Raw genomic sequence first — 26,413 nt, 5'->3', positions numbered from 1 at the left:
TTCAGGCGGCGCGGCGGAGAACCTTGCGGGCAAAACGCTCCAGCGCCGGGTGGCGCTTCACGAAGGCCTTGGCGCCCTCGTAGCCGATCGTCGGCCAGGCGCGCCAGGAAGCGCCCTGGTGGATGTTGACGAGCGGGATGTTCGCCACCTCGAAACTGCGCTTGTGGCCATAATCGCCGATGGTGAAATCGAAGGTGCGGAAGCCCTGGCGGTACAGCGCCTCCATCGTCCGCTCGATGACGAGGCGGCCCGGCGAGCAATTGGCCCACTGGCCGCCGGCCGTGCTGATCCGCACCATCGAATAATGGTCGCCATGCGCGACGCCATAGAGGCCCGCGACCAGCTCGTCGCCGGCCATCAGCGCCGTCAGCCGCGCCGAGCCGTCCTTGAGCCCGTCGAGGATCAGCTCGCGGTAGAAGGCGTCATAGTCGGGCTCGTCGAGCAAATAGGGCAGACCGAGCGAGGCGATCCGCTCGCTCTGCTGCACGATCAAACCGGCATAGATCGCCTCGACCTCCGCCCGCGTCTCGGCCAGCACGAAGCGGGCGCGCTCATCGCGCGTGAACACGCGCCAGAAGCGGCCGAGCTCCTTGCGGTTATCCTTCGAAAGGCTGCGCAGCCAGCCCTCGTAATCGCCATCGATCCGGACATAATTGCCGAAGAGGTTCGACACCTCGCCGCCGAGCGCCAGGGTGAGTGGATTGGGCCGCTCGCCGATCGCGGTCACCACCTTGGTGAATTCGAAGAGATCGGCCGCCGGCAAGGCCGCCCGGATCGCCCGCCAGAGCACGCGGGCTCCCGCCTCATCGCTCGGCGCGGCGGGGCCGAGCAGCGGCGCGTTGTAATCCGTGATGCCGAGATCGGCGAATTCGATCGAGCGCAGCCGGCCGCGCCTGAGGATCAGGGGCAGCGCCAGCACGTCCGCGCCGCTCGCGTCGGCGACATGCACCAGGAGGGGCTCGACGCCCGGGTTCCCGGCAAAGCGCTGATACCAGTGCGACAGCCACGGCCCCGCCTGGAACGGCGAGAACAGGGCACCGTCGAGCAGCGCCTGCCAGCGCGGCAGCGCGGCGTCCCACGATCGATCGATGGTGACACGGTAGCGCAAGGACGGGCCCCCTTCCGGGCTGGACCGGCTCAACGCGTATACGCGGGAATATCGACGATCGTGCCCGGGTTCTCGCGCGACAGGCGAAAATCGATCGGCCGGCGGTTGCGGCGCGCCCGCTTCATCCAGGGGCTGCGGCGCCAGCCGGCCTGCAGGGCGGCCTTGGCCCAGAAGCCCGGACCATCGAGCGAGCGGCTCTTCGGCGTGACGCCGAAATGCTGGCGCAGGATGCCGTTCGCCACTGTCACCATCTGCGAGCGGCGGATGTCGTCGGTCCAGTGCTCGGTGGTAACCGACACGTTGAGCACGTCATAATTTTCGACGCGATGCGGGCCGTTCAGCGGCCAGGTCAGCATCTGTCCCGGCTCGAGGTCGAACACGATCGCGTCGCGGTCGTAGACGGGGTCGTAGCGCATGTCGACCTCGACGCCGTAAAGCGCGATCTTCTCGAGCTCGTCCTGCGGCAGATAGGGCTCCTCGGTCGGATAGATGTAGATCCGCTTGCGGCCCATAATCTGCCAGAGCGACTGGCCCGGCAGGTCGCAGTGGTAATAGACCTGCGCGCCGGGCGAAGAGACGAGGATGCCCATGCCGCGATTGAAGGTCTCGAAGCCCGGGACCTTGGCGGAGAATTCGTCGAAGATCGTGTTGAGCAGCGCGCCGTAGCGATCGTCGACCATCTTGACGTTGCGCATGTTGAGCCACATGCGGCCGTTGCCGATCGCGTCGATGACTTCCTGACCGGAGAGATCGCCGACCTCGCCCTCGCGCCAGGTCTTCTTGCTCTCGCCGCGCTTGCCGGTATGGACCAGCGCGTAGTGCTCGACGGGATAGCGCTCGATCAGGTCGGCCAGCGCCTCGCGGGAAAACAACGGGTTCTCGTGCAGCGTGTGCTCGATCAGCAGCGGCTCGTTGCCCCATTTGGCTACGTTGCCGGGATTCCAATTCCTAAGAACGGCATCAGACATGTCGCGCCCCTCGCTCGATTTGCCCTCTCGGCGGAAGCTAGGCGAGATCCCGCGCAATTGCCAACAATTCGGCGACTTAAGGTAAACTGCCAAACGCCGCGACAAACCAAAAACGGGTTAAGTCCCGTTAACCGCTCGGAAACCTCATTCCGCGACGGCCTCGACCAGCAGGATCGCCGACCGCGGCGGCATCGCGAAGGCCTCGTCCGCCGGACCGAAATCGAGGCTCTCCACCGCCTTGCGCCACAGCCGACCGGCCCGCGCCGGAGGCAGCGTCGCCTGGATCACGTCGCCGCCGCCGTTGAGCAGCAGGCAGAGGCGATCGCTGGTCTCCGGCTCGTCGAGCACCATGCCGAGTGTCCGGACTGCGGGATCGCTCCAGGCATTCTCCCTGAGCGGCAGGCCGTCGGCGCCGATCCAGAGCACGTCGGGAATGCCGTCCTCGCTGGTCGGCGTTCCGGTCAGCGGACGCGCGCCGCGCAAGGCCGGATGGGCGGCGCGGAGCGCGATCAGCTCGGCCGTGAAGTCGATCAGTTCCGGATCGGCCTTCGACCAGTCGAGCCAGGCGACGGCATTGTCCTGCGCATAGGCGTTGTTGTTGCCCCGCTGGCTGCGGCCGAGCTCGTCGCCCATCGAGAGCATCGGCGTGCCGCGCGAGACGATCAGCGTCATCAGCAGCGCGCGGACATCCGCCCCCCGTCGCGCCAGAATGGCGGCATCGGCGGTCTCTCCCTCGACCCCATTGTTCCACGATTTGTTGTCGTCGGTGCCGTCGCGGTTCGCCTCGCCATTGGCCTCATTGTGCTTGTGCTCATGCGCGACGAGATCGGCGAGCGTGAAGCCGTCATGCGCGGTGACGAAATTGATGCTGCGGTCGACGCCGCGATGGCGCGGCGCGAAGACGTCGGCGGAGCCCGCGAGCCGCGTGGCGAGATCGCCGATCATGCCGGCATCGCCGCGGAAGAAGCGCCGCACCGTGTCGCGATAGCTGTCGTTCCACTCGCCCCATCCGGCCGGGAACTGGCCGAGCTGGTAGCCACCCGGGCCGATGTCCCAGGGCTCGGCGATCAGGATGACGTCGCGCAGCAGCGGGTCCTGCTCGATCGCGGCGAGTAAGGGAGCTGCCGGATCAAAACCGTCCTCGCGGCGGGCGAGCGTGGTGGCGAGGTCGAAGCGGAAGCCGTCGACGCCGGCGCGCTCGACCCAGGTTCGCAGCGCGTCCATCACCAGCCGCAGCACCGGCGGCCGATCGCAGGCGAGGATGTTGCCGGTGCCGGCGTCGTTGACATAGCCGGAGGGGTCGCCCTGCTCGAGCCGGTAGTAGGTCGCATTGTCGAGGCCACGCATCGACACGGTCGGGCCGAGGTGATCGCTCTCGCCGGAATGGTTGAAGACGACGTCGAGGATGACGGCGATGCCAGCCTGATGCAGCGCCGCGACAGCGGCCGCCACTTCCGCAAAACCGCCGGGAGCCAGGCGTGGATCGGGTGCCATCCAGGCGATCGGGTTGTAGCCCCAGTAGTTCGAAAGCCCGAGCGGCGGCAGATGGCGCTCGTCGAGCCAGGCGGCGACCGGCAGCAGCTCGACCGTCGTCACGCCGAGCCGCTTCAGATGCGCGATCGAGGCGGGATGGCCGAGCCCGGCGAAGCTGCCGCGCATCGCCTCCGGCACGGCCGGATTGAGCTTGGAGAAGCCGCGCACATGCAGCTCGTAGATCACCTGCCGGTCCCAGGCGACCGGCGGATCGAGCCGTGGCGCCGGCCGATCCAGCGGCCCGGTCACGATCGCCTTGGGCACGAAGGCGGCGCTGTCGCGCGCGTCGCTCGCCTCGCCGAGACGGCGCGCATCGAACAGGGAATCATGCAGCGCGAACGGCCGGTCGAGCGCCAGCGCATAGGGGTCGACCAGCAGTTTTGCCAGGTTGAAGCGTTGCCCGGTCTCCGGGCTCCACGGCCCCTCGGCGCGCAGGCCGTAGTGGTCGCCCGGCATGATCCCGTCGATCTCGCCGTGATGCACGTCGCCGGTGCGCGCCGGCAGGCGGATACGCCGGATTTCGACGGCGCCGGCCGCGTTGAACAGGCAGAAATGGACCGCCTCGGCATGCGAGGAATGGACGGCGACATTGACGCCGGTCGCGGTCGGCGTGACGCCGAGCGGCTCCGGCGAGCCGTCGCGGACCGCGTCCGGCGGCATCAGGCGCGCCCGGCCGCAAGTTCGCGATAGAGCCTCGCATAAGCGGCCGCCGGCCGCGTCCACGACACGTCAAGCTTCATCGCGTTCTTCTGCAGCTTCTTCCACGCCGGTCGATCGCGCCAGAGATCGAAGGTGCGGGTGAGCGCGCTCTCGAAGGCGTCGCCGGTGACCGGGTTGAACTGGATGCCGGTGCCGACGCCGGCGGCGAGCGCCACCTCGTTGGCGTCGATCACTGTATCGGCGAGGCCGCCGACGCGGGCGACCAGCGGCAGCGCGCCATAGCGCAGCGCGCAGAGCTGGGTCAGCCCGCAGGGCTCGAAGCGCGACGGCACCAGGATGACGTCGGAGCCGGCCTGGATCAGATGGGCGAGCGCCTCGTCATAGCCGTTGACCATGCCGACCCGGCCGCCATGCGCGACGGAGGCATGCGCGAAGCCGCCGGCCAGCGCCGGTTCGCCGGAACCGAGCAGCGCCAGCTGCCCGCCGGCCGCGACGAGCGCCGGCAGGCGATCGAGCAGGAGGTCAAGCCCCTTCTGCCAGGAGAGCCGGCTGACGACGCCGAAGACGAGCGCGTTCGGATCGACATCGAGGCCGAGCTTCTTCTGCAGCGCCTTCTTGTTGGCGGCGCGTGCCGAGAGATGCGCGAGGTCATAGGGCGCGGCGATCCTCGGATCGGTGGCCGGGTCCCAGACGCCGGTATCGATGCCGTTCAGGATGCCGGAGACGGCGCTGCCGCGGCTCCGGAGCAGGCCGTCGAGCCCCATGCCGCCCTCGGGCGTGCGGATCTCGGCCGCGTAGGTCGGCGAGACGGTCGTCACCCGGTCGGAAAGCTGGAGGCCGGCCTTCAGGAAGCCGATCGTGCCGTAATATTCGACGCCGTCGATGGCGTAAGCGCGGGCCGGCAGGCCGAGCGCCGGCAGCAGGTCGCGGCCATACTGGCCCTGGAAGGCGAGGTTGTGCACGGTCATCACCGACGGCACGGCGGGCTTGTCGGAATAGTGCAGATAGGCGGCGGCGAGCCCGGCCTGCCAGTCATGCGCATGGATGACGTCAGGCGTCAGCTTCGGCACCAGCCCCTGCCCGATCTCGGCGGCGACGCGCGAGAGCGCCGCGAAGCGGAGCGGATTGTCGATCCAGTCCTTGCCGTCGGCGTCGACATAGGGGTTGCCCGGCCGGTCGTAGAGATGCGGCGCGTCGAGGACAAGGAGATCGAGCCCCTTCGCCTGCGCCTTCAGGAGCCGCGCCTCGTGGCCGAACAAGTTCGGGAAGCTGTGGACCGTCTCCGGCTTCTTCAGCGCCGTCTTCACCGCCGGATAGCCCGGCACCAGAGTCGTGACCTGGACGTCCTCGGCCGCGAGCGCGCCGGGCAGCGCGCCGGCGACATCGGCCAGTCCGCCGGTTTTCACCAGCGGATAGATCTCGGAGACGACGGCGAGAATTTTCAGGGGCATGGATCGGCCTTCGGGAAAGCAAGGCCCTCACCCAACCCTCTCCCGCAAGCGGGCGAGGGCTTTGCGCCGGCGTGCTTCGCGAAGATCGAGCGACAGCGGCGCCGGCCGCCCCCTCTCCCGCTTGCGGGAGAGGGCTGGGGTGAGGGTTCTGAGAAACGCATCATCACGTGTTCAGCGCATCGATCATCGGCTGGGTGATCAGGCAGATGCCGTTCGCCGAACGGGAGAAGCGCTTGGCGTCGAGCTCCGGATCCTCGCCGACGACGAGGCCCTCGGGGATCTGCACGCGCGCATCGACCACCACGTTGGAAAGCCGGGCCGAGCGACCGACATCGACATAGGGCAGGATCACCCCGTTCTCGATGTGCGAATAGGAATTGCAGCGAACGCCGGTGAAGAGCAGCGCCCGCTCCAGCGACGCGCCGGAAACGATGCAGCCGCCCGAGACGAGCGAGGACAGCGCATAACCGCGGCGATGGTCCTCGTTGTGAACGAACTTCGCCGGCGGCGTCACCTCGCTATAGGTCCAGATCGGCCAGTTGCGGTCGAACAGGTCGAGATCCGGCACGATGCTGGTGAGATCGATATTCGCTTCCCAATAGGCGTCGACGGTGCCGACGTCGCGCCAATAGCTGATCGATTCCTGCGACGAGCGCACGCAGGAATCCTCGAAGTGATGCGCGACCGCTTTGCCGTTCTTGACGATGTTCGGAATGATGTCCTTGCCGAAATCGTGGCTGGAATTCGGATCGTTGGCATCGCGCTCCAGCTCCTCGATCAGGAACTTGGTGTCGAAGACATAGATGCCCATCGAGGCGAGCGCCTGGCTGGGCTTGCCGGGCATCGCCGGCGGATCCTTCGGCTTCTCGATGAAAGAGAGGATGCGGTCCGTCTCGTCGACATGCATGACGCCGAAGCCGGTCGCCTCCAGGCGCGGCACTTCGAGGCATCCGATGGTGACGTCGGCGCCGGAATCGACGTGCTGCTGCAGCATCAATTCATAGTCCATCTTGTAGATGTGATCGCCGGCCAGGATGACGAAATACTTGGCGTCGTAGTCCTTCAGGATGTCGAGGTTCTGATAGACCGCGTCGGCGGTGCCGCGATACCATTGATCCTCGGATACGCGCTGGCTCGCCGGGAAGACGTCGAAGATCTCGTTGCGCTCGGGCCGGAAGAAGTTCCAGCCCCGGTTCAGGTGCCGGATCAGGCTGTGCGCCTTGTACTGCGTGGCGACGCCGATCTTGCGGATGCCGGAATTCACGGCATTCGACAGCGCGAAATCGATGATGCGCGACTTGCCGCCGAAATAGACGGCCGGCTTGGCGCGGCGGTCCGTCAATTCCATCAGCCGGCTGCCGCGTCCACCCGCCAGCACGAAGGCCATGGCATTACGCGCCAGCGGCGCATTGGTCTGCGGCCGTTCCATCCCTCAGTCCCTCCCGAAACGCTCTTTGCCCAGCAGTGTTTTTCTCAACTCAATCCCCGGACCGGCGACAGCGCTAGCCTTCGAACTCGAAGAAGACCGCCGACAGCGGGGGCAGAACGATCGCGGCCGAAGCCGGGAAACCATGCGCCGGCACGGCCGTCGCCTCGACGGCGCCGAGATTGCCGACGCCGGAGCCGCCATAGACGGCGGCGTCCGAATTCAGGATCTCGCGCCAGCGCCCCACCTCGGGCAGGCCGACGCGGTAGCCGTCGCGGATGACGGGCGTGAAGTTCGAGACGACGAGAATGGGCTTGTCGCCCGGCGCGCCGAAGCGGAGGAAGGCGAAGACCGACTGGTCCTTGTCGTCGGCCACCACCCAGCGGAAGCCATCACCCTCGCAGTCGCGCGCGTAGAGCGCCGGATGGTCGCGGTAGGCGCGGTTCAGGTCGCGAACGAAATCCCGGACCCCGGCATGCGCCGGTTCGACCGTCAGGTGCCAGTCGAGGCTCTGGTTGAAGTTCCACTCGTGGCGCTGGCCGAACTCCTGGCCCATGAACAAGAGCTTCTTGCCGGGGTGGCCCCACATGAAGCCGTAATAGGCGCGAAGATTGGCGAATTGCTGCCATGGGTCGCCCGGCATCCGGCCGAGGATCGAGCGCTTGCCGTGCACCACCTCGTCATGGCTGAGCGGCAGCACGAAGTTTTCCGAGAAGGCGTAGAGCAGGCCGAAGGTCAGCTTGTCGTGGTGGTAGCGGCGATGGATCGGCTCGAGCGACATGTAGTCGAGCGTGTCGTTCATCCAGCCCATGTTCCACTTGAAGCCGAAGCCGAGGCCGCCCTCATGCACCGGCTGCGAGACGCCGGGCCAGGAGGTCGATTCCTCGGCGATCGTCGCGGTGCCGGGATGCGCGCCGTAGCAGAGCTGGTTGACCCGGCGCAGGAAGGCGACGGCATCCTTGTTGTCGTTGGAGCCGTCCGGATTGGGCAGCCACTCGCCGGCTTTTCGCGAATAGTCGAGATAGAGCATCGAGGCGACGGCATCGACGCGCAGGCCGTCGATATGGAAGCGGTCGAGCCAGTAGAGCGCGCTCGCGGCGAGGAAGTTCGATACTTCGGCGCGGCCGAAATCATAGATCGCGGTGTTCCAGTCGGGATGGAAGCCGCGGCGCGGATCGGCATGCTCGTAGAGCGGCTTGCCGTCGAAATGGGCGAGGCCGTGCCGGTCGGTCGGGAAATGCGCCGGCACCCAGTCGAGGATGATGCCGAGGCCGGCCTGGTGGGCGCGATCGACGAAGCGGGCGAAGCCGGCGGGCTCGCCATGCCGGCGCGTCGGCGCGAACAGCCCGATCGGCTGGTAGCCCCAGCTATCATCGAGCGGATGCTCGCTGACCGGCAGCAGCTCCAGATGGGTGAAGCCCATCTCGACGGCATAGGGGATCAGCCGGTCGGCCAGCTCGTCATAGGAGAGGAACGAATTGCCGTCGCCGCGCTGCCAGGAGCCGAGATGCACCTCGTAGATCGCCATCGGCCGGCGGCGCGCCTCGCCCTCGGTGCGCGCCCGCAGATAGGCGTCGTCGGACCAGGTGAAATTGTCGGTGCGCGCCACGACCGAGGCGGTGGAGGGCCGCAATTCGCCGGCGAAACCGACGGGATCGGCCTTCAGCGGCTGCACGACGCCGTCGGCGGCGACGATCTCGTATTTGTAGATCTCGCCCTCGCCGAAGCCGGGCGCGAAAATTTCCCAGAGGCCGCTGTCGACGCGCTTGCGCATCTGGTGGCGGCGGCCGTCCCAGCCGTTGAAATTGCCGACGACGGATACCCGGCGCGCATCCGGCGCCCAGACGGCGAAATGCACGCCATCGACGCCTTCATGATGCAGCAGATGGGCGCCGAGCTTCTCGTAGAGCTGGCGGTGCGTGCCCTCGACCAGCAGGTAGTCGTCGGTGGCGCCGAGCACGCCGACGAAGGAATAGGGATCGTGGAAGGTCCAGCCGCCGCCGGCATTCTCCGCCCGCAGCCGGTAGCCGAACCGCTTCTTGCGGCCGGGAATGAGGCCCTCGAAGAAGTCCGTGCCCGGCCGCCGCTCCAGCGGCGCGACACGCTTGCCGTCGAGATCCTCGACGGCGAGCGTCTCGGCATGGGGCACGAAGGCGCGGATGGCGAGACCGTCATCCGTCTCGTGTGGCCCTAAAAACGCGAAGGGATCACCATGGCGCGCAGCAATGAGGGCTTCGACATCCGATACGCTCGCCCGCCAGCCCGTCATTGCATCTCCCTGTGCGCTCTGCCTATCCGGCCGGTCTGACGGGCACGTTCCAGATCTCCCCGGCATATTCCGCGATGGTGCGGTCCGAGGAAAACCAGCCGACCCGAGCCGTGTTCAGAAGGCTCGCTTTCCACCATGCTGCTCTGTCGAGCCACAGGGCGTCAACGTCTCGTTGCGCGGCATAGTAGGAATCGAAGTCGGCGGTCACGAGAAAGTAGTCGTGATGGCGCAAAGCCGTCGTCAGCGCGGCGAAGCGGGCGGGCTCGCCGGGCGAGAAAATGCCGCTCTCGATCGCTTCCAAGACGTCCGCCAGCATGCGCGAGTTCGCGATCGTCTCCTGCGCGTCGATGCCGGCGCGGCGGCGTTCGGCGACCTCCTCGGTCGTCAGGCCGAAGATGAAGATGTTGTCGTCGCCGACGCGCTCCTTGATCTCGACATTGGCGCCGTCGAGCGTGCCGATGGTGAGCGCGCCGTTCAGCGCCAGCTTCATGTTGCCGGTGCCCGACGCTTCCATGCCGGCGGTCGAGATCTGCTCTGAGAGGTCGGCGGCCGGGATGATCATCTCGGCCAGGCTGACATTGTAGTTCGGCAGGAACACCACCTTCAGCAGGTCGCGCACCGTCGGATCGCTGTTCACCACCTGCGCCACGTCATTGGCGAGCTTGATGATCAGCTTGGCCTGATGGTAGCTCGCCGCCGCCTTGCCGGCGAAGATCTTGACCCGGGGCACCCATTCCTTGTGCGGCTGGGCGCGCATCGCCTGGTAGAGCGCGATCGTCTCCAGGATGTTGAGCAGCTGGCGCTTGTATTCGTGGATGCGCTTGATCTGCACGTCGAACAGCGCGTTCGGATTGACGCGGATGTCGAGCCGGTCGCGGATCAGCCTGGCGAGCGCCACCTTGTTGGCGCGGCGCACCGCGCCGAACTGCTCGTGCAGGCCGGCGTCGCCGACCAGCGGCTCCAGCTTCGACAGCACGTCGGCATTGTCGAGGATGGCCGGGCCGCAGGTGTCGACGAGAATGCGCGTCAGGCCGGGATTGGCCTCGTGCAGCCAGCGGCGGAACGTGATGCCGTTGGTCTTGTTGTTGAGGCGGCCCGGATAGACGCGGTCGAGATCCTGGAAGATCGTCTTCTGGATCAGGTCGGAATGCAGCGCCGAGACGCCGTTGATCGAATGCGAGCCGATGAAGGCGAGATGGCCCATGCGCACGCGGCGGCCATTGTTCTCGTCGATCAGCGAGACGGACGAGAAGAAGCCGTCATCCGCGCCCTCGAGCTTCTTCGCCTTCTCGAGATGGATCGCGTTGATCAGGTAGATGATCTGCATCTGGCGCGGCAGCAGCCGGTCGAGCAGCGGCACCGGCCAGGTCTCCAGCGCCTCGGGCAGCAGCGTGTGGTTGGTGTAGCCGAGCGTGCGGGTGGTGATGTCCCACGCCTCGTCCCACGGGATCTCGCGCAGATCGACCAGGATGCGCATCAGCTCGGCGACTGAGATCGCCGGGTGCGTGTCGTTCAGCTGGATCGCCACCTTGTCCGGCAGCGAGCGGATGTCGCCATAGGTGCGGGTGTGGCGGTGGATCAGGTCCTGCAGCGAGGCGGAGACGAAGAAATATTCCTGCCGGAGGCGCAGTTCCTGCCCGGCGGCGCTCTCGTCGCTCGGATAGAGGATCTTCGAAATCGCCTCGGCGCGAACCTGCTCGACCAGCGCGCCGATGTGATCGCCCGAATTGAAGGCGTCGAGGCGGAGCGGATCGACGGCGCGCGCCGACCAGAGGCGGAGCGTGTTGACGTGGCGCCCGCGCCAGCCGGGGATCGGCGTGTCATAGGGCACCGCCTCGATCGTCTCGGCGGGATGCCAGACATAGCGGGCGACGCCGTTCGGCGACATGATCGCCTCGACCGAGCCGCCGAACTGGATGTCGTAGACGACCTCGGGCCGCTCGAACTGCCAGGGGTTGCCGAAGGAGAGCCAGGTCTCCGGATATTCCTGCTGCCAGCCGCCCTTCACCACCTGGCGGAACAGGCCGTGGTCGTAGCGGATGCCGTAGCCATAGGCGGGGATCGACAGCGAGGCCATCGAATCCATGAAGCAGGCGGCGAGACGGCCGAGGCCGCCATTGCCGAGCGCTGCGTCTGGCTCGACCGTCTTCAGCCGGTCCATATCGACGCCGAGATCGCCGAGCGCGGCGCGGAACGCCTCGGTCAGGCCGAGATTGTTCATCGCGTCGAACAAGAGCCGGCCGATCAGGAATTCGAGCGACAGGTAGTAGACGCGCTTGCGGCCCTCGGCATAGGTCGCCTTGGACGAGGCGATCCACGGATCGACCATGCGGTCGCGCACGGCGAGCGCCGTGGCGACGAACCAGTCGCGGTCGCTGGCGGTGACGGCGTTCTTGCCGACGGCATAGGTGAGCTTGGCATTGATCGCGTCGCGCGCCGCGGCGACGTCGGCGGCGGAGACCGGCGCTGCGGGAGCGCGCGCGGACTTGCCCGATCCGGTTTCTCCGGTCGGTGTCGGCATGACGGTATCGTGCATCGAAATGGCCTCGTCTGGCTCGCCGCGCGTTCTTCCGTCCCCGGCCCCACGGCGATCGTTCGGGCCGGCTCCTGATCCATGCAACAAAGATGCCGGATCGGACGGACCTTCCGGAACGGCCGGAATGCCCCAACGCGGCGCCTCATCACGGAAGCACCTTATGCCATAGCGCGTTTCGTTTCGACGACGGCCTATTTTTTAGGCGGACAGTCTGGGCTGACGACTCCCGGGAAGGCCCCGGCGGCAGGGCAAAACCGGACGCGTCTCTACCCTGGCGTCGACTGGCACGCACAGCTTCGCCCCAACCTCGCCGTCATCCCGGCCTCCGAGCCGGGATCCATTCAGCCGGGTTGCCAGACGCGCGAAGCGCCCGAGGCTTCGGCTGTATGGATCCCTGCTTTCGCAGGGATGACGGCGAGGGTGGGATGACGGCGGAGGCAGGACGGCGGAGGAAGAAGGATAGCTGAGGCAGAAGGACGACAGAGGCAAGGATACCGGAGATAGGAGGAAGGCCGGGCGCAGCCGATGCGGCATGCGCAACAGCCCCACGGCGTCTCTACCTTCGCGTCGACAGAAACGCACAGCCTCGCCCCACCCTCCCGTCATCCCGGCCCCCGAGCCGGGATCCATTCAGCCGAAGCCTCGGGAGGTTCGAACGGCCAGCGGCGCGGCTGCATGGATCCCCGCCTTCGCAGGGATGACGGCGAGGGGCCGTCCCCCCTCACGCCTCGGCGAAACTGTCGCGGAACAGGCGGTTCAGCTCGGCGACCAGCGCCTCGCCCGGCTCGCCGGCCTGAAGCGCCGCGTTGATGCGCTTCGACGCGGCGTCCTGGAACGCCATGTAGCCATTGTGGCGGGGGCGGACCCAGGCGCCTTCCAGCGTCGCCCGCGTGTTCTCGTAGAAGCCGTGCGTCGGCGCGTTGACTTCAGGATCTTCCCACGCCGTCGCGTGGCCGGGCTGGCCGCCATTCGCGGCATAGGGGCCGCGCTGCACGTCGGCGCTGGCGAGCCAGTAGGCGAAGTCGATCGCCGCGTCGCGGTTTTGCGAATACGCCGAGACGGCGATGCCGGTGCCGCCGAGCGCCGAGCCGACCGGGCCGGCGGTGCCCAGCACGGGCATGTCGGCGAAGGCGAGACGGTGCGGCCGGAAGCCGTCGGTCGCGTAGCTGACATAGCCGTAGAGCAGCGGCGCGACGGCGATATCAGAGCCCTCCGCCGCCAGCGTCTCGAAAACCTGGATCGGATCGCTGTCGAAATCGGCCATGCCGTTCGCGGCGAGTTTCGCCAGAAGATCATAGACGCGAACGCCGACGGCCGGATCGATCAGATCGCCGTCGCCGCTGACGTCGCAGGGGCTGCCGAGATTGGCGGCGAGCGAATAGAGGCTCATCAGCGAATGCGGCGCGCGGAACGGCACCAGCGCCCGGCCCTGCCCAAGCGCGAGCACCTCGTCCCAGCTCGTCGGCGGCGTCGCGATCAAGTCCGGCCGATAGGCGAGCACCGGCGTCGCCGCGTCGATGGGAAAAGCCCACTGGTGGCCCTGCCAGGTGTAGCTCTCGTAGGAGGCGCCGACGGAGCCGGCGGAAAGCGCCTCGCGCTCGGCCTCGCGGCCGGCGACGTCGAGCGGCGCCAGGCAGCCTTCTTTCGTGATCTGGCCGACATGCGGGTGATCGATGACGATCAAATCATAGGCGCGCGCCAGCTCCTCCACCGGGAAGCTCTCGAAATCCTGCAGCGAGCGCTTGTCCCATTCGACGGTGACGCCGGTCTCGTGTCGATAGAGCTCCGCGCAGGCGACGACCGGGTCGTAGCCGCGCGGATGGCTCCACGTCATGCCCTTCAGCGTGATGGACTTGCTCAAGATCTCTCCCCCTCGGACAGGATCCGCGTCGGGCGGCATCCTGAATGACAATGAATACGGGTCGCCTCCCCTCTTCCTGAGGAGGCCTCTGCAGAACACCGCCCTCATCATGCTGAGGGGCCCGAAGGGCCGTCTCGAAGCACGCAGGGCGGCTGTGCCATCGATCGGTGGCCCCGAGACCGTGCGTCCTTCGAGGCCCGAGCTGCGCTCGGGCACCTCAGGATGATGGAAATCGAACCCCGCAGGACGGATGCGCAAAGATCTTCCTGCGGGAGGGGTGAAGAGGCCAGCCTCCTCAAGCTTCTCTCAAAGCCCGAATTCGGCCCGGATCGCGTCGGTGTGTTCACCGATGCGAGGGGCTGCGACCGCGCTGACCGGGCGCTTGCCGTCGACGCGGATCGGCGAGCGCGTGGTGACAACGCGGACGTTGTCGGCCCGCTCGACCGTCTGCAGCATGTCGAGCGCGGTAAAGCCCTCGCTCTTCAGGAGCTCCGGCCATTCCAGCACCTTGGCGCACCAGACGTCGGCCGGCTCCAGGATCGACAGCCAGTGGTCCGTCGTCTGCGTGGCGAGCTTCGCGGCGATCAGGCGCTTGATGGCGTCGCGCTCGGAAAACCAGCTCGGCGCCTCGCGATAGGGCTCGAGCTCCGGCATGCCGAGCAGCTCGCCGAGCTTCGGCACCGGCATCATGGCGACGGCGAGGAAGCCGTCCTTCGTCGGATAGATGCCGTAGGGCGCGGAGAGATAGGCGTGGGCGCTGCGGAAGTTTGAGCGCGTCGGCTTGCGGCCGCCATCGTTCAGATGCGTCGTCAGCACCTCGAACTGAAAGTCGATCAGCGCCTCGATCAGGCTGGTCTCGACATGCGAGCCTCGCCCCGAGATGCCACGCTTCACCAGCGCCGCGAGGAGGCCCTGGCAGAGCGCCGCGCCCGCCAGCATGTCGGCGATGGCGAGGCCGAACGGCACCGGCCCCTGCCCTTCGTCGCCGTTCAGCCAGGTGACGCCGGAGCGCGCCTGCGCCAGCAGGTCCTGGCCCGGTCGCGTCACCCACGGCCCCTCGTCGCCATAGCCGGTGATCGAGCCATAGACGACGTCCGGATTGATCGCCTTCACCGCCTCGTAGCCGAGGCCGAGACGGTCGATCACGCCGGGGCGGAAGTTCTGCATCACGACGTCGGCCTTGGCGAGCAGCATCTTCAGGCTCTCGAGCTCGACCGGGTTCTTCATGTCGACGGCGAAGCTCTCCTTGTTGCGGTTGATCGCATGGAAGAGCGTCGAATCCCCGCCGATCTCGGTATCGGTCAGATAGAGGCGACGGCAGAGATCGCCGCCGTCCGGCCGCTCGATCTTGATGACGCGGGCGCCGAGATCGCGCAGCCGCAGCGCGCAATAGGGGCCGGACAGGAACTGGCTCAGATCGACGACGAGCAGGCCGTCGAGCGGCAGATCGGACTGGGACATTGTTGGCCTATTCTTCGCCTATTTCTTCTCGACCTGATCGGCGAAAGCGCCGGCGTCGCGGTATCGGACCGTCTGCAGATGCTCGCAATAGAGCACCAGCTCGCCCTCGCCCTTGTACACTTCGTAGGAAGCGCGGATCAGGCCCATTTCCTTGTATTTCGGTCGCTTATCGAGATTGGTCCGGATCGTGTAGATCGTGTCGCCGATGAAGACCGGCTTGATGAAGCGCAGCTTGTCATAGCCGTAGGAAAAGGCGTTGACGCAGTTGGTCGCGACGAGGCCGAGGCCGGCCGAGAAGACGAAGGCGCCGGCGACGAGGCGGCGGCCGAACACGCCTTCCGTCTCCGCGAACATCTTGTCCTGCACATAGGGATGGATGTCGGTGACGAGCGTGTTGAAGAGATGGGATTCACCCTCGCCGAGGGTGCGGCGGAGCGAGCGGATCTTCTGGCCGACGGGCCAATCCTCATACAGCCAGTTTTCGGCGTTCCAGACCGGCAGGTCGGAATGCTCTTTCGGCATGTCCTTTGGATGGGTCGACGCGACGCCCACGGTCGGCGCGAATGGCTCGGTCATGGCTCTTCCTCCCTGAGCCATTCATAGATCAATCATTCGCTCATGTGCAAATTGTTTGCAGCGAAATGCGATGGATTGATGTATTTTGATTGAATCGAGAAGCCTCTAGTCCGGCTGTTGCGGCACCGGGGTCGCCGGCGCTGCGGCCGACCGGAAGGCCGCCTCGACCAGCGCCATGGTGTGCCAGGCATCCTCGACCGAGGTGACGAGCGCGTCGTCCTCGCCGGCGGCGGTGCGCTGCAGGTTCGACATCACCCCGATAAAGGCATGCGGGAACCAGCCGCCAATGAGCGGAACCTGCTGCCACGCGGCATCCGCGCCCCGCGAAGCCGTGATCCAGAGCTCGTCCGGTTCGCCGGCCGGATAGTTCAGGAGCAGGCCGAGCTTGACCGAGGCCGCGCCCTGGTCACCCTCGAAGCGGAAGGTCGCGTCCTGGAATTTCCGGCCGAAATCATGGTCGTGGTTGATCGACAGCGTGCAGCGGACATCCCGCCCGAAATCGAGCAGCGCCGAGGTGCGCGTCTGCGCCAGCTCGTTGCCGGGATGGCCGAGGGTGCGCGCGTGAATGCCGGTCGGATTGCCGAGAAGGCCACGGATCAGGTCGAGATAGTGGATCGAATGCACCGCGATCTCGACCCGCGACATCCCCTTCAGGAACGGGAACAGGTGCCAGGGCGTGACGAGGTTCAGATGCATCTCGACGTCGATCAGCCTGCCGAGCAGGCCCTTCTGCAAGGCGTCGCGGACCGCCAGCATCATCGGCGAGAAGCGCAGCTGGAAATTGACGGCCGCCGTGAACTGGCGCTCGCGACAGAGCTTCAGGATCGCCGTCGCCTCGTCGAGGTCGCGCCCCATCGGCTTCTGGATCAGCACGGTGGCGCCCTTGGGCAGGCGGCGCAGGATTTCGAGATGGGCTGCGGGCGGCGTCGCGAGGTCGAACACGCCGTCGCGCACGGCGACCGCCTGGTCCATCGTGCGGAAGAACGGCACGCTCCATTGTTCGGCCAGCGCCTTGGCGCGGCCGACGTCGCGATCGAAGATGCCGGCGACCGGAAAGCCCGACAGCGCATAGGCCGGCAGATGGGCGTCATTGACGATGCCGCCGGCGCCGATGATGACGATCGGGCGCGGCGCGGTCGGCTGCGGCCAGCTCTGGGCGAGCGTCGCGGGGTCGAAGGACATCATGGCAATCTCATTTCCGGGCGGCGGGAAGGGTTGCCCCCTCTCCCGTTCGCGGGAGAGAGGACAAATCGAGGCGAGCCCTCAGTCGGTATGGAAAACCTCTTCCATCTCCGCCCACCATTCGCCTTCCTTGCGGCTTTCCAGCGGCTGCTGCATCGGGCCGCAGATGGCCCACCATTCCTGCGTGGTCTTGTCCTCGGCCATCTTGGCGCTGTCAGCGGCGAAATCGGTGCCGTGATACTCGAAATAGGCGAAGAGCAGGTTTTCCGGCTCCTTCAGGAAGATCGAGTAGTTCCTGATGTTGCAGTCGGCGATCTTGGCCAGCACGCCCGGCCAGACGGCCGCGTGCAGGCGCTTGTATTCGGCGATGTCGGCCGGCTTCAGCCCGATGACAGATCCCATGCGCTGCATGGCGTTCCTCCCGTTCAGTTTGGATCGTTTGGTCGTGCGTGCTTCGAGACGCCCGCTCACGCGGGCTCCTCAGCATGTTGGGGAACAAGGCCTAACCTACCGGAGAAGGTCTCCCCCAAACTCAACATGCTGAGGAGGCCCGCAGGGCCGTCTCGAAGCACACACAAGGCCTGAAAGCGACTAGTCCAGCCGATAGACACGCTCGGCGTTGCGGTGCAGCAGCTTCGCCTTCTCGTCGTCGCTGGCGCCCCGGATGATCTCGTGCGTCGCCGCGACCCAGCGGCCGAGGTCGGCCGTCAGCGTGCAGACCGGCCAGTCCGAACCCCAGACGACGCGGTCCCAGCCGAAGGCGCCGATCGTGTGCTCGACGAAGGGGCGGAGGTCGTCGACCGTCCAGTTGACGGGATCGCCATAGGCGATGACGCCGGAGATCTTGGCGACGACGTTCGGCACCTCGGCGATCGCCGTCATGTTGGCGCGCCAGGGCTCGAACGCCTTGTCCTTGATGTTGGGCACGCCGCAATGGTCGATGACGAACTGGACGTCCGGCGCCGCCTTGGCGATCGCGATGGCGATCGGGATCTGGTGCGGCAGCACGCAGAAATCATAGGTCAGTTTGTGCGCCGCGAGCCGCTTGATGTTCTCGGCGAAGATCGGCCGCTGGCCGAGCTCGTCCGGCGACTGATGCAGGATGCGGCGCAGTCCCTTGACCTTCGGGTTGGCGGCGAGGCGCTCAAGCTGGGCCGCGAAATCAGCGCTCTCCGGCCGGCAGGCGGCGATGGCGCCGAGGATGCCGTGACCGAGGCCGGTGACAAAGGCCGTCTCCGCCTCGATGTCCTTCTCGGCGACGTCGACCTCCATGTGGATCATGTCGGTGATGCCGGCGGCCTTCGCCTGCGGCAGGTAGTCGTCGAGGGTGAAGTTGCGGTTGAGCGCCGGCGCATCCGCGAGCCAGGGGTAGGAAAACCGCTCCTGGTAGACCAGGTGCAGGTGGGTATCGATCATCCGCATGACGTCTCTCTCCCTCAGGCCGGGTTGCACGGCCGAAACTCATTCATATACGGGGGTATCATTCACAGTAGCCGACAGCTGGCAAGGGCGGGCACGCCTCCGGTCGCCGCCGGCGCGACGCTCAGTCCTCCGCGCCGCCGCGCCCGACGACATGCGAGAGCTCCTGGCTGGCGGCGATCAGGATCGCCAGCGCCTCCTGCAGGTCGGGGACGTTGGGGCGGTCGATGCGCGGCAGGAAGGGGCAGGTCAGCGCGGCGAGCGCGGTGTCGTTGGCGCCCAGCACCGGGACCGACAGATTGTAGACCGACTGCGACTGGGCGCTCGGCGTCGATTCATAGCCGCGGCGGCGGATCTGGGTCAGCCGCTCATCGAGATTATCCGGACGCAGCTTATCCTCGTCCTGCTCCTCGCGCTCGGCCTCCATCATCACGCGCTCTTCCGGCGAGGCGAAGGCGAGCAGCACATGGCCCGAGCCCGTGTTGTAGAGACTGACCCGCGCGCCGACGCGAATTGAATAACTCCAATAGCTTGGCGCATCCATCTGGGCGACGACGACGATCCGGCCGCGGTCGTAGACGGCGAGATGGCAGGCCTGTTCGGAATCGCGCGAGAACTGCCGCATCACCGGCAGCGCCTGGCTGACGAGCCGGCGCACGGGCGCGTGCTGATGCGCCAGCGCGAACAGCCGCAGCGTCAGTTCATAGCGGTCGCCATGCACGCGGGCGACGTAGCTGCGCCGCACCAGGCGATCGAGCATGCGGTAGATTTCGTTCGGCGAGCGGTTGAGCGCCTTGGCGATTTCCGCCTGCGTCATGCTCTCGTCGGTCGCCGCGAGCAGCTCCAATATGTCCAGCCCCTTGTCGAGCGCGGGCGCCCGATAGCGGTCATTTGCGTCTTCCGTCATTGAGCGACTCCCCCCGGCCCTGTCTCCGGGCGATGACAAGTTAGACATTGACTCGCGCCAGTCAAATTCGCTTATATACGAATGCTCCATTCAATGGTGGAGAATGTGACGCCCTTGAGCCGACGCGGTTCGGGTGTCCACGGGGAGGAATCAGGCACATGAATTCCATGCGCGGCATTCAGGCCGCTCTTTATTCATGCGCGGCGCTTGGCGCACCCACAGCTGCCGCCTCCGCTGAAGAGGCTGTCGATCGGACCCAGTTCCCCGGCCAGGCGATCCCCGTCGGCTTCCGCGCCGAGGCGTTCTCGCCGGCCGGCTACGGCCTCACCGGCGACAACGAGATCGCCGCGATCGAGCGCACGGTAACCCTGCCGGAGCCGCCCGGCACCGAGACCTTGCTTTACACCCAGCTCGGCGGCAAGGAAGTACAGGGCAAGATACTGAACCCGCGCCCCGCCCAGCCCGGCGGGCGCATGACCTTCAATCTCGACCTCACCCGCCTGCATGTCTTCGACAAGGCATCGGGGAAGAGCGTGCTGGTCTAAACAGAGAGCCCCGAGGGAGAAAATGGCGAAAATCGTACGTGTCGAAGGCCTGATGGTCGACCTGAAGCCGAAGGTGAAGCGGGTCGATGCGATCCAGTCCTTCGTCAGCCAGGAGACGCCGATCATCCGCATCACGGATTCCGACGGCGTCGTCGGCACTGGCTACAGCTACACGATCGGCACCGGCGGCCCGGCGATCATGTCGCTGATCGAGAAGACGCTGGCGCCGGCCCTGATCGGCCGCGAGGCCGGCATGATCGAGCAGATCTGGCGCGACCTCCTGTTCATGACGCATGCGACCTCGGTCGGCGCCATCACCTCGCTGGCGCTCGCGGCCATCGACACCGCGCTCTGGGACCTGAAGGCGCGCAAGGCGAACCTGCCGGTGCATATCCTGGCCGGCGGCGCGCAGGAGAAGATCCGCCTCTACACCACCGAGGGCGGCTGGCTGCATTTGCCGACCGAGGCGATCGTCGAGGACACGCTGCGCGCCAAGGAGAACGGCTTCGGCGGCGCCAAGATGAAGGTCGGCCGGCCGATCCACGAGGACGCCGCCCGCCTCAAGGCCGTGCGCGAGGCCGTCGGCCCGGGCTTCGAGCTGTTCACCGACGCCAACCAGGCCTTCTCGGTCGACGAGGCGATCCGGCGCGCGCGCCACTACGAGGCGGCCGATATCGGCTGGCTCGAGGAGCCGCTGACCGCCGACGACGTCGACGGCCATATCCGCCTATCCGAATCGACCTCGATCCCGATCGCCGTCGGCGAGAGCCTCTATTCGAGCCTGCATTTCCGCGACTACCTGCAGCGCCGCGCCTGCTCGGTCGTCCAGGTCGACGTCGCCCGCATCGGCGGCATCACGCCCTGGCTCAAGGTCGCGCACCTGGCCGAAACCTTCAACGTCGTCGTCTGCCCGCACTTCCTGATGGAACTGCATGTCGCCCTCTGCGCCGCCGTGCCGAATGCACGCTGGGTCGAGTACATCCCCCAGTTGGATAGCTTGACGACAAAGGGTATGACGATCGCCGACGGCTACGCCGTTCCGAGCCCCGAGGCGGGTCTTGGCATTTCGTGGGATTTCGACGCCATCGGCCGTCAGACGGTCGAGGGCTCGGCGTTCCTGACCAGGAATTGATCGATCGGCCGGATCCGCGGACGGATCCGGCAGCGAACGGAAGGGACTGACGACATGGGCGGTAAGCTCGCAGGCAAGGTCGCGCTGGTCACGGCGGCGGCGCAGGGTATCGGACGGGCGATCGCCGAGCAGGCGGCGGCCGAGGGCGCGATCGTCTGGGCGACCGACGTCAACGAGGCGAAGCTCGCCGAGCTCGACGGCGTCAAGAACATCACCACCCGCAAGCTCAACGTCCTGTCGAACGACGACGTCAAGGCGCTCGTCGCCGAGATCGGCACCATCGACGTGCTGTTCAACTGTGCCGGCATCGTGCATGCCGGCACGTTGGAAGAGGCGACCGAAGCCGATCTCGACCTCGCCTACGACTTGAACGTCAAGTCGATGTGGCGGACGATCTCGGCCGCCCTTCCGGGCATGCTGGCGCAGAAGGACGGCTCGATCGTCAACATCTGCTCCGTCGCCGGCTCGATCAAGGGCGTGCCGAACCGCTTCGCCTATGCCGTGACCAAGGCAGCGACCGTCGGCCTCACCAAGTCGATCGCCGCCGACTACGTCACCAAGGGCATTCGCTGCAACGGCATCTGCCCCGGCACGGTCGAGAGCCCGTCGCTGCAGCAGCGCCTGCGCGACCAGGGCGACTATGAAGCGGCCCGCGCCGCCTTCATCGCCCGCCAGCCGATCGGCCGCATCGGCCAGCCGGAAGAGATCGCCGACCTCGCCATCTACCTGGCGACCGCGACCTACACCACCGGCCAGATGCACATCATCGACGGCGGCTGGGTCAACTAAGGCCCCTCGCCCTGCCCTCTCCCGCATCCGGCAAGCTCGGATGGCGGCAGGAGGCAACCTTTCGACCGGCGGAGGCGGTATCCCTGCCCCCGCCGTCTTCCCCGCGAAAGCGGGGATCCATGCAGCCCGAGCCTCGCCGTTCAGCGCTTTGGCTGAATGGATCCCGGGTCTTCGCCGGGATGACGCAGCTTTTCCGGCGCCGACATTGCGGCCGGCTGCCAAGGACCAGACCCCATGATCGTCGAGCAGTTCTTCGAGGACTACGAGATCGGCTTCACCCGCCGCACGATGGGCCGCACGATCACCGAGGCCGACATCGTCATCCATGCCGGGCAGACGGGCGACTTCTTCCCGCACCACATGGACGCCGAATGGTGCGCGACGCAGGACTTCAAGCAACGCGTCGCCCATGGCACGCTGATCCTGTCGGTGGCGGTCGGCATGACGGCGACGACGATCAATCCGCACGCCATGTCCTATGGCTATGACAAGGTGCGGTTCGTGAGGCCCGTCTTCATCAACGACACCATCACGGTCGAGGCTGAGATCGTCGACAAGCGCGACCACCCGAAGCGCGCCACGCACGGCATCGTCGCCGAGCTCGTCACCGTCACCAAGCAGACCGGCGAGACGGTGCTCGCCTGCGAGCACATCTATCTCGTCGCGCGGAGGCCCGCGAGCGCCTGACCAAAACGGCGCGCCTTATTCGGAACCAAGACCGGCGCTCGACGTTAACCTGCCATGAATACGCAACATGGAGGAAGACGATGGAACATGCGCACGTTTCCAATTCGCTGATTGGCGCCGCGAAGGTTGACGGTACCGCCGTCTACAATACAGCCGGCGATCGTCTTGGCGATATTCATGACATCATGATCGACAAGCAGACCGGACGCGTCGCCTATGCGATTCTGTCCTTCGGCGGCTTCCTGGGCCTCGGCGAGAAATACCATCCCCTGCCGTGGAATACGCTGAAATACGACACCAACCAGGGTGGCTATGTGGTCGGCCTGACCAAGGAACAGCTGGAAGGCGGCCCCGCCTATGACGAAGGCGACGAGCCGGCCTGGGGCGACCGCGACTATGAAAAGCGCGTGCACGACTATTACGGCATGCCGCCCTACTGGATGATGTGATCCGGTAGGCTCGCAAATGGAAAAGCCCCGGAGCGATCCGGGGCTTTTTTGGTATCCGCGTGGCAGCGTTCTCATCATGCCGGTCGGACCTTGCCACCCTCCGTCGTCATCCCGGCGAAGGCCGGGATCCATACACACAGGCCTGTAGCCGATCGGCTCAACCAAGCTTTCTTGGCCGGTGTTCATGGGCCCCGGCCTTCGCCGGGGCGACGGTGCTCTGCCCATGGGCAGAGGGCTGCATGGCGACCTTTCGGTGTTGCGCAAAGGTCGCCCTGAGGGAGAGGTGAAGAGGAAGAGCCTCAGAGCGTGATCTGCAGCTTGACGTCGTTCGGGTTGGCGGAGGCGGCGCGCTCGAAGGCGGCGATCGACTCCTCGAAGTCGTAGGTGCCGGTGATCAGCGGCTTCAGGTCGACCTTGCCCGACGCGATCAGCGCCAGCGCGCGATCGAAGACATTGGCATAGCGGAACACCGTCTCCATCCGCACTTCCTTGGCCGAGGCCGAGACGATGTCGAGGGCGATCGGCTCGACCGGCAGCCCGACGAAGACGATCGCGCCGCCGGGACGGACATAATTGAAGATGCCGTCATAGGCGCGCGGGGAACCGGAGGCCTCGAACACGATGTCGACGCCCCAATTGTCCGTCTCGGCCGCGATCTTCGCCTTCAGGTCCTGCTCGCGGATGTTGACCGGGATGACGCCGTCATAGCGGCCGGCGATGGCGAGCTTCTCGTTGACGAGGTCGGAGATGTAGACGCGGCTGCAGCCGCCGGCGAGCGCTGCCAGCGCCACCATGATGCCGATCGGGCCGGCGCCGATCACCAGCGCCGTGTCGCCGGGGACGATCTTGGCCTTGGCCGCCGCCTGCATGCCGATGGCGAAGGGCTCGACCAGCGCGCCTTCCGCGAAGGAGACATTGTCGGGCAGCTTGTAGGTGAAGGCGGCCGGGAAGACGACTTCCGGCGTCAGGCAGCCATGCACCGGCGGCGTCGCCCAGAAGGTGACGCTCGGATCGACATTGTAGATGCCGAGCTTCGACGCCTTGGAGGTCAGATCCGGGACGCCCGGCTCCATGCAGACGCGATCGCCTACCTTGAGGTTCTTCACCTCGGAGCCGATCTCGACGACCGTGCCGGCGGCCTCGTGGCCGAGCACCATCGGCTCCCTAACGATGAACGGGCCGATCGCGCCATGCGTATAATAGTGCACGTCCGAGCCGCAGACGCCGACCGTGTGGATGGCGATGCGGACGTCGCGCGGGCCGACTTCGAGCGGCAGGTCGATGTCGCGCAGCGAGAGCTTGAGCTTTTCTTCGAGAACGAGAGCACGCATGGCAGCAATCCAGATTGGCGGCGGTTAAGCCGTTTTAGCCGAGCCGACCGACCGCCGCTACGATCCCGATGCAGCCGACATCACACTTCTTGGCAGGGTCGCCCCCTACCCGGCCCCGTCGACGACCTGGAAACCGGCCCAGAACGGATCGCGATCGTCGACGAAGATGGTGTTGTAGCCGGTCACCCGCGCCCAGCCCTCGATCGTCGGGATGATCGCCGGCAGCCCGCCGACCGTGGTGGTGCCGGCGACGCGGCCGGTGAAGGTCGAGCCGATGATACTCTCATGCACGAAGGCGTCACCCTGGCTCAGCCGGCCGGTGGCGAAGAGTTGCGCGAGGCGGGCAGAGGTGCCGGTGCCGCAGGGCGAGCGGTCGATCGCCTTGTCGCCATAGAAGACGGCGTTGCGCGCAGAGGAGCCGGGATTCTTCGGCCGGCCGGTCCAGAGCACATGGGTGAGCCGGTCCAGCGCCGGGTTTTCCGGATGCACGATGCTGTGCCGCGCGTTGAAGGCGGCGCGCAGTTTTGGCGACAGGCGGACGATGTCGGAGGGCTCAAAGTCCGAAAGATCCGAATAGTTCGGCTGCGGTTCGACGATCGCATAGAAGTTGCCGCCATAGGCGATGTCGACCTTGAGCGCGCCGAGGCCGTCGACCTCGACCTCGTAGTCCCGCCCGAGCAGGAAGGACGGCACGTTGGTCAGCGTGACGCTGTCGACATAGGGCCCATTCTGGACATAGCGCGCCTCGACCAGGCCCGCCGGCGTCTCCAGCCGCAGAAGGCCGGGCGTCTTCGGCGTGACGAGGCCGTGCTCGATGATCGTCGTCACCGTGCCGATCGTGCCATGGCCGCACATCGGCAGGCAGCCCGAGGTCTCGATGAACAGGATCGCCACGTCGTAGGCGTCGCTCGACGGCGGGTAGAGGATCGAGCCGGACATCATGTCGTGGCCGCGCGGCTCGAAGCAGAGCGACTTCCGAATCCAGTCGAACTCGACCAGGAAATGCTGGCGCTTGTCGAACATGGTCGCGCCCTTCAGCACCGGGATCGAACCGCCGGTGACGACGCGGACGGGATTGCCGCAGGTGTGGCCGTCGATGCAGACGAAGGTGTGCCGCGCCATACTTCCCATGCTCCTGCTGCCTCGTTGGCTGCGCGATGATCGGATGGTCAGGCCGCCAGCGGCAAGCCCACATCCGGAAGGTTCGGGCGGGTCGCCAGCGCCTGTCGCATGATCGCCTCGATCTCGGCCGTCTCGGCGGCGTCGAGCGGCAGCCGCGGCGGGCGGCAGAGATCCGTGCCCCGGCCGGCAATCTTCTCGCAGAGCTTGATCGCCTGGACGAGATCGGCGCGGGCGTCGAGATGCAGGAGCGGCATGTACCAGTCGTAAATCGCCAGCGCCTCCTGGTATCGGCCGGCCCGCGCCAGCCGGAACAGGGTCTCCCCCTCGCGCGGAAAGATGTTGGACATGCCGGAGACCCAGCCGACGGCGCCGAGCATGACGCATTCGAGCACGACGTCGTCGAGGCCGCAGAAGGGGATGAAGCGATCGCCCGTCATGTTGCGGACGTCGACGATGCGGCGCGTATCGCCGGAGGAATCCTTGAAGGCGACGATCGTCTCGTAATCGGCGAGCTCCGCCAGCATGGCCGGGGTGACGTCAGTCCGGTAGGAGGGCGGGTTGTTGTAGATCATGATCGGCAGGTCGGTCGCGCGCGCGATGGTGGCAAAATGATCGCGCGTCTCGCGGGGCTTGGCCGGATAGACCATGGCCGGCATCACCATCAGCCCGTCGATGCCGGCCCGCGCCGCCTCGCGCGCATAGTCCGAGCCGAAGGCGCTCGTATATTCGGCAACGCCGGAGAGGACCGGGACACGCCCCCTCGCCGTTGCCTTCGCCATTTCCAGCAGCGCGATCTTTTCCGAGCGGGTGAGCGCCGGATTTTCGCCGACCGTGCCGCACATCACCAGGCCGGAAATGCCGTCGCGGATCAGCGCCTCGATCACCCGGGCGGTGGCGTCGAGATCGACGGAGAAATCGGCGCGGAGCTGCGTCGTCACGGCGGGAAAGACCCCGCCCCAGTTCACCTTCGGCCTCGCCATTCCATCCTCCTGTCCGGATCT

The 26,413-nt window shown here is 66.6% G+C and carries 22 protein-coding genes; 5 read left to right on the top strand and 17 right to left on the bottom strand.

The features are described 5' to 3' along the window. Position 1: 1 nt before the first annotated feature. The 14 genes from K32_RS02415 to K32_RS02350 form a co-directional block, all read right to left on the bottom strand. Positions 2 to 1,108 (bottom strand): GNAT family N-acetyltransferase, encoded by a 1,107-nt coding sequence (locus K32_RS02415; protein ID WP_201402489.1) that lies wholly within the window; start codon positions 1,106 to 1,108, stop codon positions 2 to 4. A 29-nt stretch (positions 1,109 to 1,137) separates the two neighbouring features. Beyond that, the gene (locus tag K32_RS02410; RefSeq protein ID WP_201402488.1) at positions 1,138 to 2,076 is read right to left on the bottom strand and encodes a hypothetical protein; all 939 of its coding nucleotides are present in this window, start codon (positions 2,074 to 2,076) and stop codon (positions 1,138 to 1,140) included. 144 nt (positions 2,077 to 2,220) lie between these two features. Continuing rightward, positions 2,221 to 4,269: a glycogen debranching protein GlgX gene (gene glgX, locus K32_RS02405; RefSeq protein ID WP_201402487.1), complete on the bottom strand. Its 2,049-nt coding sequence runs from the start codon at positions 4,267 to 4,269 to the stop codon at positions 2,221 to 2,223. Continuing rightward, positions 4,269 to 5,720, bottom strand: coding sequence for a glycogen synthase GlgA (gene glgA, locus K32_RS02400; RefSeq protein ID WP_201402486.1), 1,452 nt, complete (start codon positions 5,718 to 5,720; stop codon positions 4,269 to 4,271). The genes glgX and glgA overlap by 1 nt, the downstream gene beginning before the upstream one ends. 163 nt (positions 5,721 to 5,883) lie before the next feature. Further along, positions 5,884 to 7,149, bottom strand: a complete 1,266-nt coding sequence (gene glgC, locus K32_RS02395; RefSeq protein ID WP_201402485.1) for a glucose-1-phosphate adenylyltransferase — start codon at positions 7,147 to 7,149, stop codon at positions 5,884 to 5,886. Between the two features lie 73 nt (positions 7,150 to 7,222). Then, the gene (glgB, locus tag K32_RS02390; RefSeq protein WP_201402484.1) at positions 7,223 to 9,415 is read right to left on the bottom strand and encodes a 1,4-alpha-glucan branching protein GlgB; all 2,193 of its coding nucleotides are present in this window, start codon (positions 9,413 to 9,415) and stop codon (positions 7,223 to 7,225) included. A gap of 22 nt (positions 9,416 to 9,437) precedes the next feature. Continuing rightward, positions 9,438 to 11,951: a glycogen/starch/alpha-glucan phosphorylase gene (locus tag K32_RS02385; RefSeq protein WP_244669793.1), complete on the bottom strand. Its 2,514-nt coding sequence runs from the start codon at positions 11,949 to 11,951 to the stop codon at positions 9,438 to 9,440. Positions 11,952 to 12,672: 721 nt separating this feature from the next. Beyond that, complete coding sequence (locus K32_RS02380; RefSeq protein ID WP_201404319.1) at positions 12,673 to 13,785, bottom strand: extracellular solute-binding protein; 1,113 nt, start codon at positions 13,783 to 13,785, stop codon at positions 12,673 to 12,675. 333 nt (positions 13,786 to 14,118) lie between these two features. After that, the gene (locus K32_RS02375) at positions 14,119 to 15,273 is read right to left on the bottom strand and encodes a CaiB/BaiF CoA-transferase family protein (protein WP_201402483.1); all 1,155 of its coding nucleotides are present in this window, start codon (positions 15,271 to 15,273) and stop codon (positions 14,119 to 14,121) included. An 18-nt stretch (positions 15,274 to 15,291) separates the two neighbouring features. Next, the gene (locus K32_RS02370; RefSeq protein WP_201402482.1) at positions 15,292 to 15,849 is read right to left on the bottom strand and encodes a MaoC family dehydratase; all 558 of its coding nucleotides are present in this window, start codon (positions 15,847 to 15,849) and stop codon (positions 15,292 to 15,294) included. Between the two features lie 105 nt (positions 15,850 to 15,954). After that, positions 15,955 to 17,034 carry a Gfo/Idh/MocA family protein gene (locus K32_RS02365; protein ID WP_201402481.1) on the bottom strand — a complete coding sequence of 360 codons (1,080 nt, stop codon included), beginning with the start codon at positions 17,032 to 17,034 and terminating at the stop codon, positions 15,955 to 15,957. A gap of 78 nt (positions 17,035 to 17,112) precedes the next feature. Then, the gene (locus K32_RS02360) at positions 17,113 to 17,442 is read right to left on the bottom strand and encodes an L-rhamnose mutarotase (RefSeq protein ID WP_201402480.1); all 330 of its coding nucleotides are present in this window, start codon (positions 17,440 to 17,442) and stop codon (positions 17,113 to 17,115) included. Positions 17,443 to 17,622: 180 nt separating this feature from the next. Continuing rightward, positions 17,623 to 18,453 (bottom strand): amidohydrolase, encoded by an 831-nt coding sequence (locus K32_RS02355; RefSeq protein ID WP_201402479.1) that lies wholly within the window; start codon positions 18,451 to 18,453, stop codon positions 17,623 to 17,625. 121 nt (positions 18,454 to 18,574) lie between these two features. Further along, positions 18,575 to 19,357: an IclR family transcriptional regulator gene (locus tag K32_RS02350; RefSeq protein WP_201402478.1), complete on the bottom strand. Its 783-nt coding sequence runs from the start codon at positions 19,355 to 19,357 to the stop codon at positions 18,575 to 18,577. A gap of 158 nt (positions 19,358 to 19,515) precedes the next feature. Here K32_RS02350 and K32_RS02345 point away from each other — a divergent pair, with 158 nt between their 5' ends. The 5 genes from K32_RS02345 (at position 19,516) to K32_RS02325 (ending at position 22,959) form a co-directional block, all read left to right on the top strand. Continuing rightward, positions 19,516 to 19,902, top strand: a complete 387-nt coding sequence (locus K32_RS02345) for a hypothetical protein (protein ID WP_201402477.1) — start codon at positions 19,516 to 19,518, stop codon at positions 19,900 to 19,902. Positions 19,903 to 19,924: 22 nt separating this feature from the next. After that, on the top strand, positions 19,925 to 21,034 hold the full coding sequence (locus tag K32_RS02340) for a mandelate racemase/muconate lactonizing enzyme family protein (protein ID WP_201402476.1): 1,110 nt from the start codon (positions 19,925 to 19,927) through the stop codon (positions 21,032 to 21,034). Positions 21,035 to 21,088: 54 nt separating this feature from the next. Beyond that, positions 21,089 to 21,823: an SDR family oxidoreductase gene (locus K32_RS02335; RefSeq protein ID WP_201402475.1), complete on the top strand. Its 735-nt coding sequence runs from the start codon at positions 21,089 to 21,091 to the stop codon at positions 21,821 to 21,823. 237 nt (positions 21,824 to 22,060) lie between these two features. After that, entirely contained in the window at positions 22,061 to 22,510 is a 450-nt protein-coding gene (locus K32_RS02330) for a MaoC/PaaZ C-terminal domain-containing protein (RefSeq protein ID WP_201404318.1), read from the top strand. An 80-nt stretch (positions 22,511 to 22,590) separates the two neighbouring features. After that, complete coding sequence (locus K32_RS02325) at positions 22,591 to 22,959, top strand: PRC-barrel domain-containing protein (protein ID WP_201402474.1); 369 nt, start codon at positions 22,591 to 22,593, stop codon at positions 22,957 to 22,959. A 299-nt stretch (positions 22,960 to 23,258) separates the two neighbouring features. On the opposite strand, the gene K32_RS02320 is transcribed toward K32_RS02325, so the two are convergent. From K32_RS02320 to K32_RS02310, 3 genes are all read right to left on the bottom strand, one after another. Further along, entirely contained in the window at positions 23,259 to 24,290 is a 1,032-nt protein-coding gene (locus K32_RS02320) for an NAD(P)-dependent alcohol dehydrogenase (RefSeq protein WP_201402473.1), read from the bottom strand. Between the two features lie 105 nt (positions 24,291 to 24,395). After that, positions 24,396 to 25,412: a 4-hydroxyproline epimerase gene (locus K32_RS02315; protein ID WP_201402472.1), complete on the bottom strand. Its 1,017-nt coding sequence runs from the start codon at positions 25,410 to 25,412 to the stop codon at positions 24,396 to 24,398. A gap of 47 nt (positions 25,413 to 25,459) precedes the next feature. Then, positions 25,460 to 26,392, bottom strand: coding sequence for a dihydrodipicolinate synthase family protein (locus K32_RS02310; RefSeq protein ID WP_201402471.1), 933 nt, complete (start codon positions 26,390 to 26,392; stop codon positions 25,460 to 25,462). Positions 26,393 to 26,413 lie beyond the last annotated feature (21 nt).

The organism is Kaistia sp. 32K (assembly GCF_016629525.1).
Classification (GTDB): domain Bacteria; phylum Pseudomonadota; class Alphaproteobacteria; order Rhizobiales; family Kaistiaceae; genus Kaistia.
This window is presented reverse-complemented; position numbering and strand designations above follow the sequence as displayed.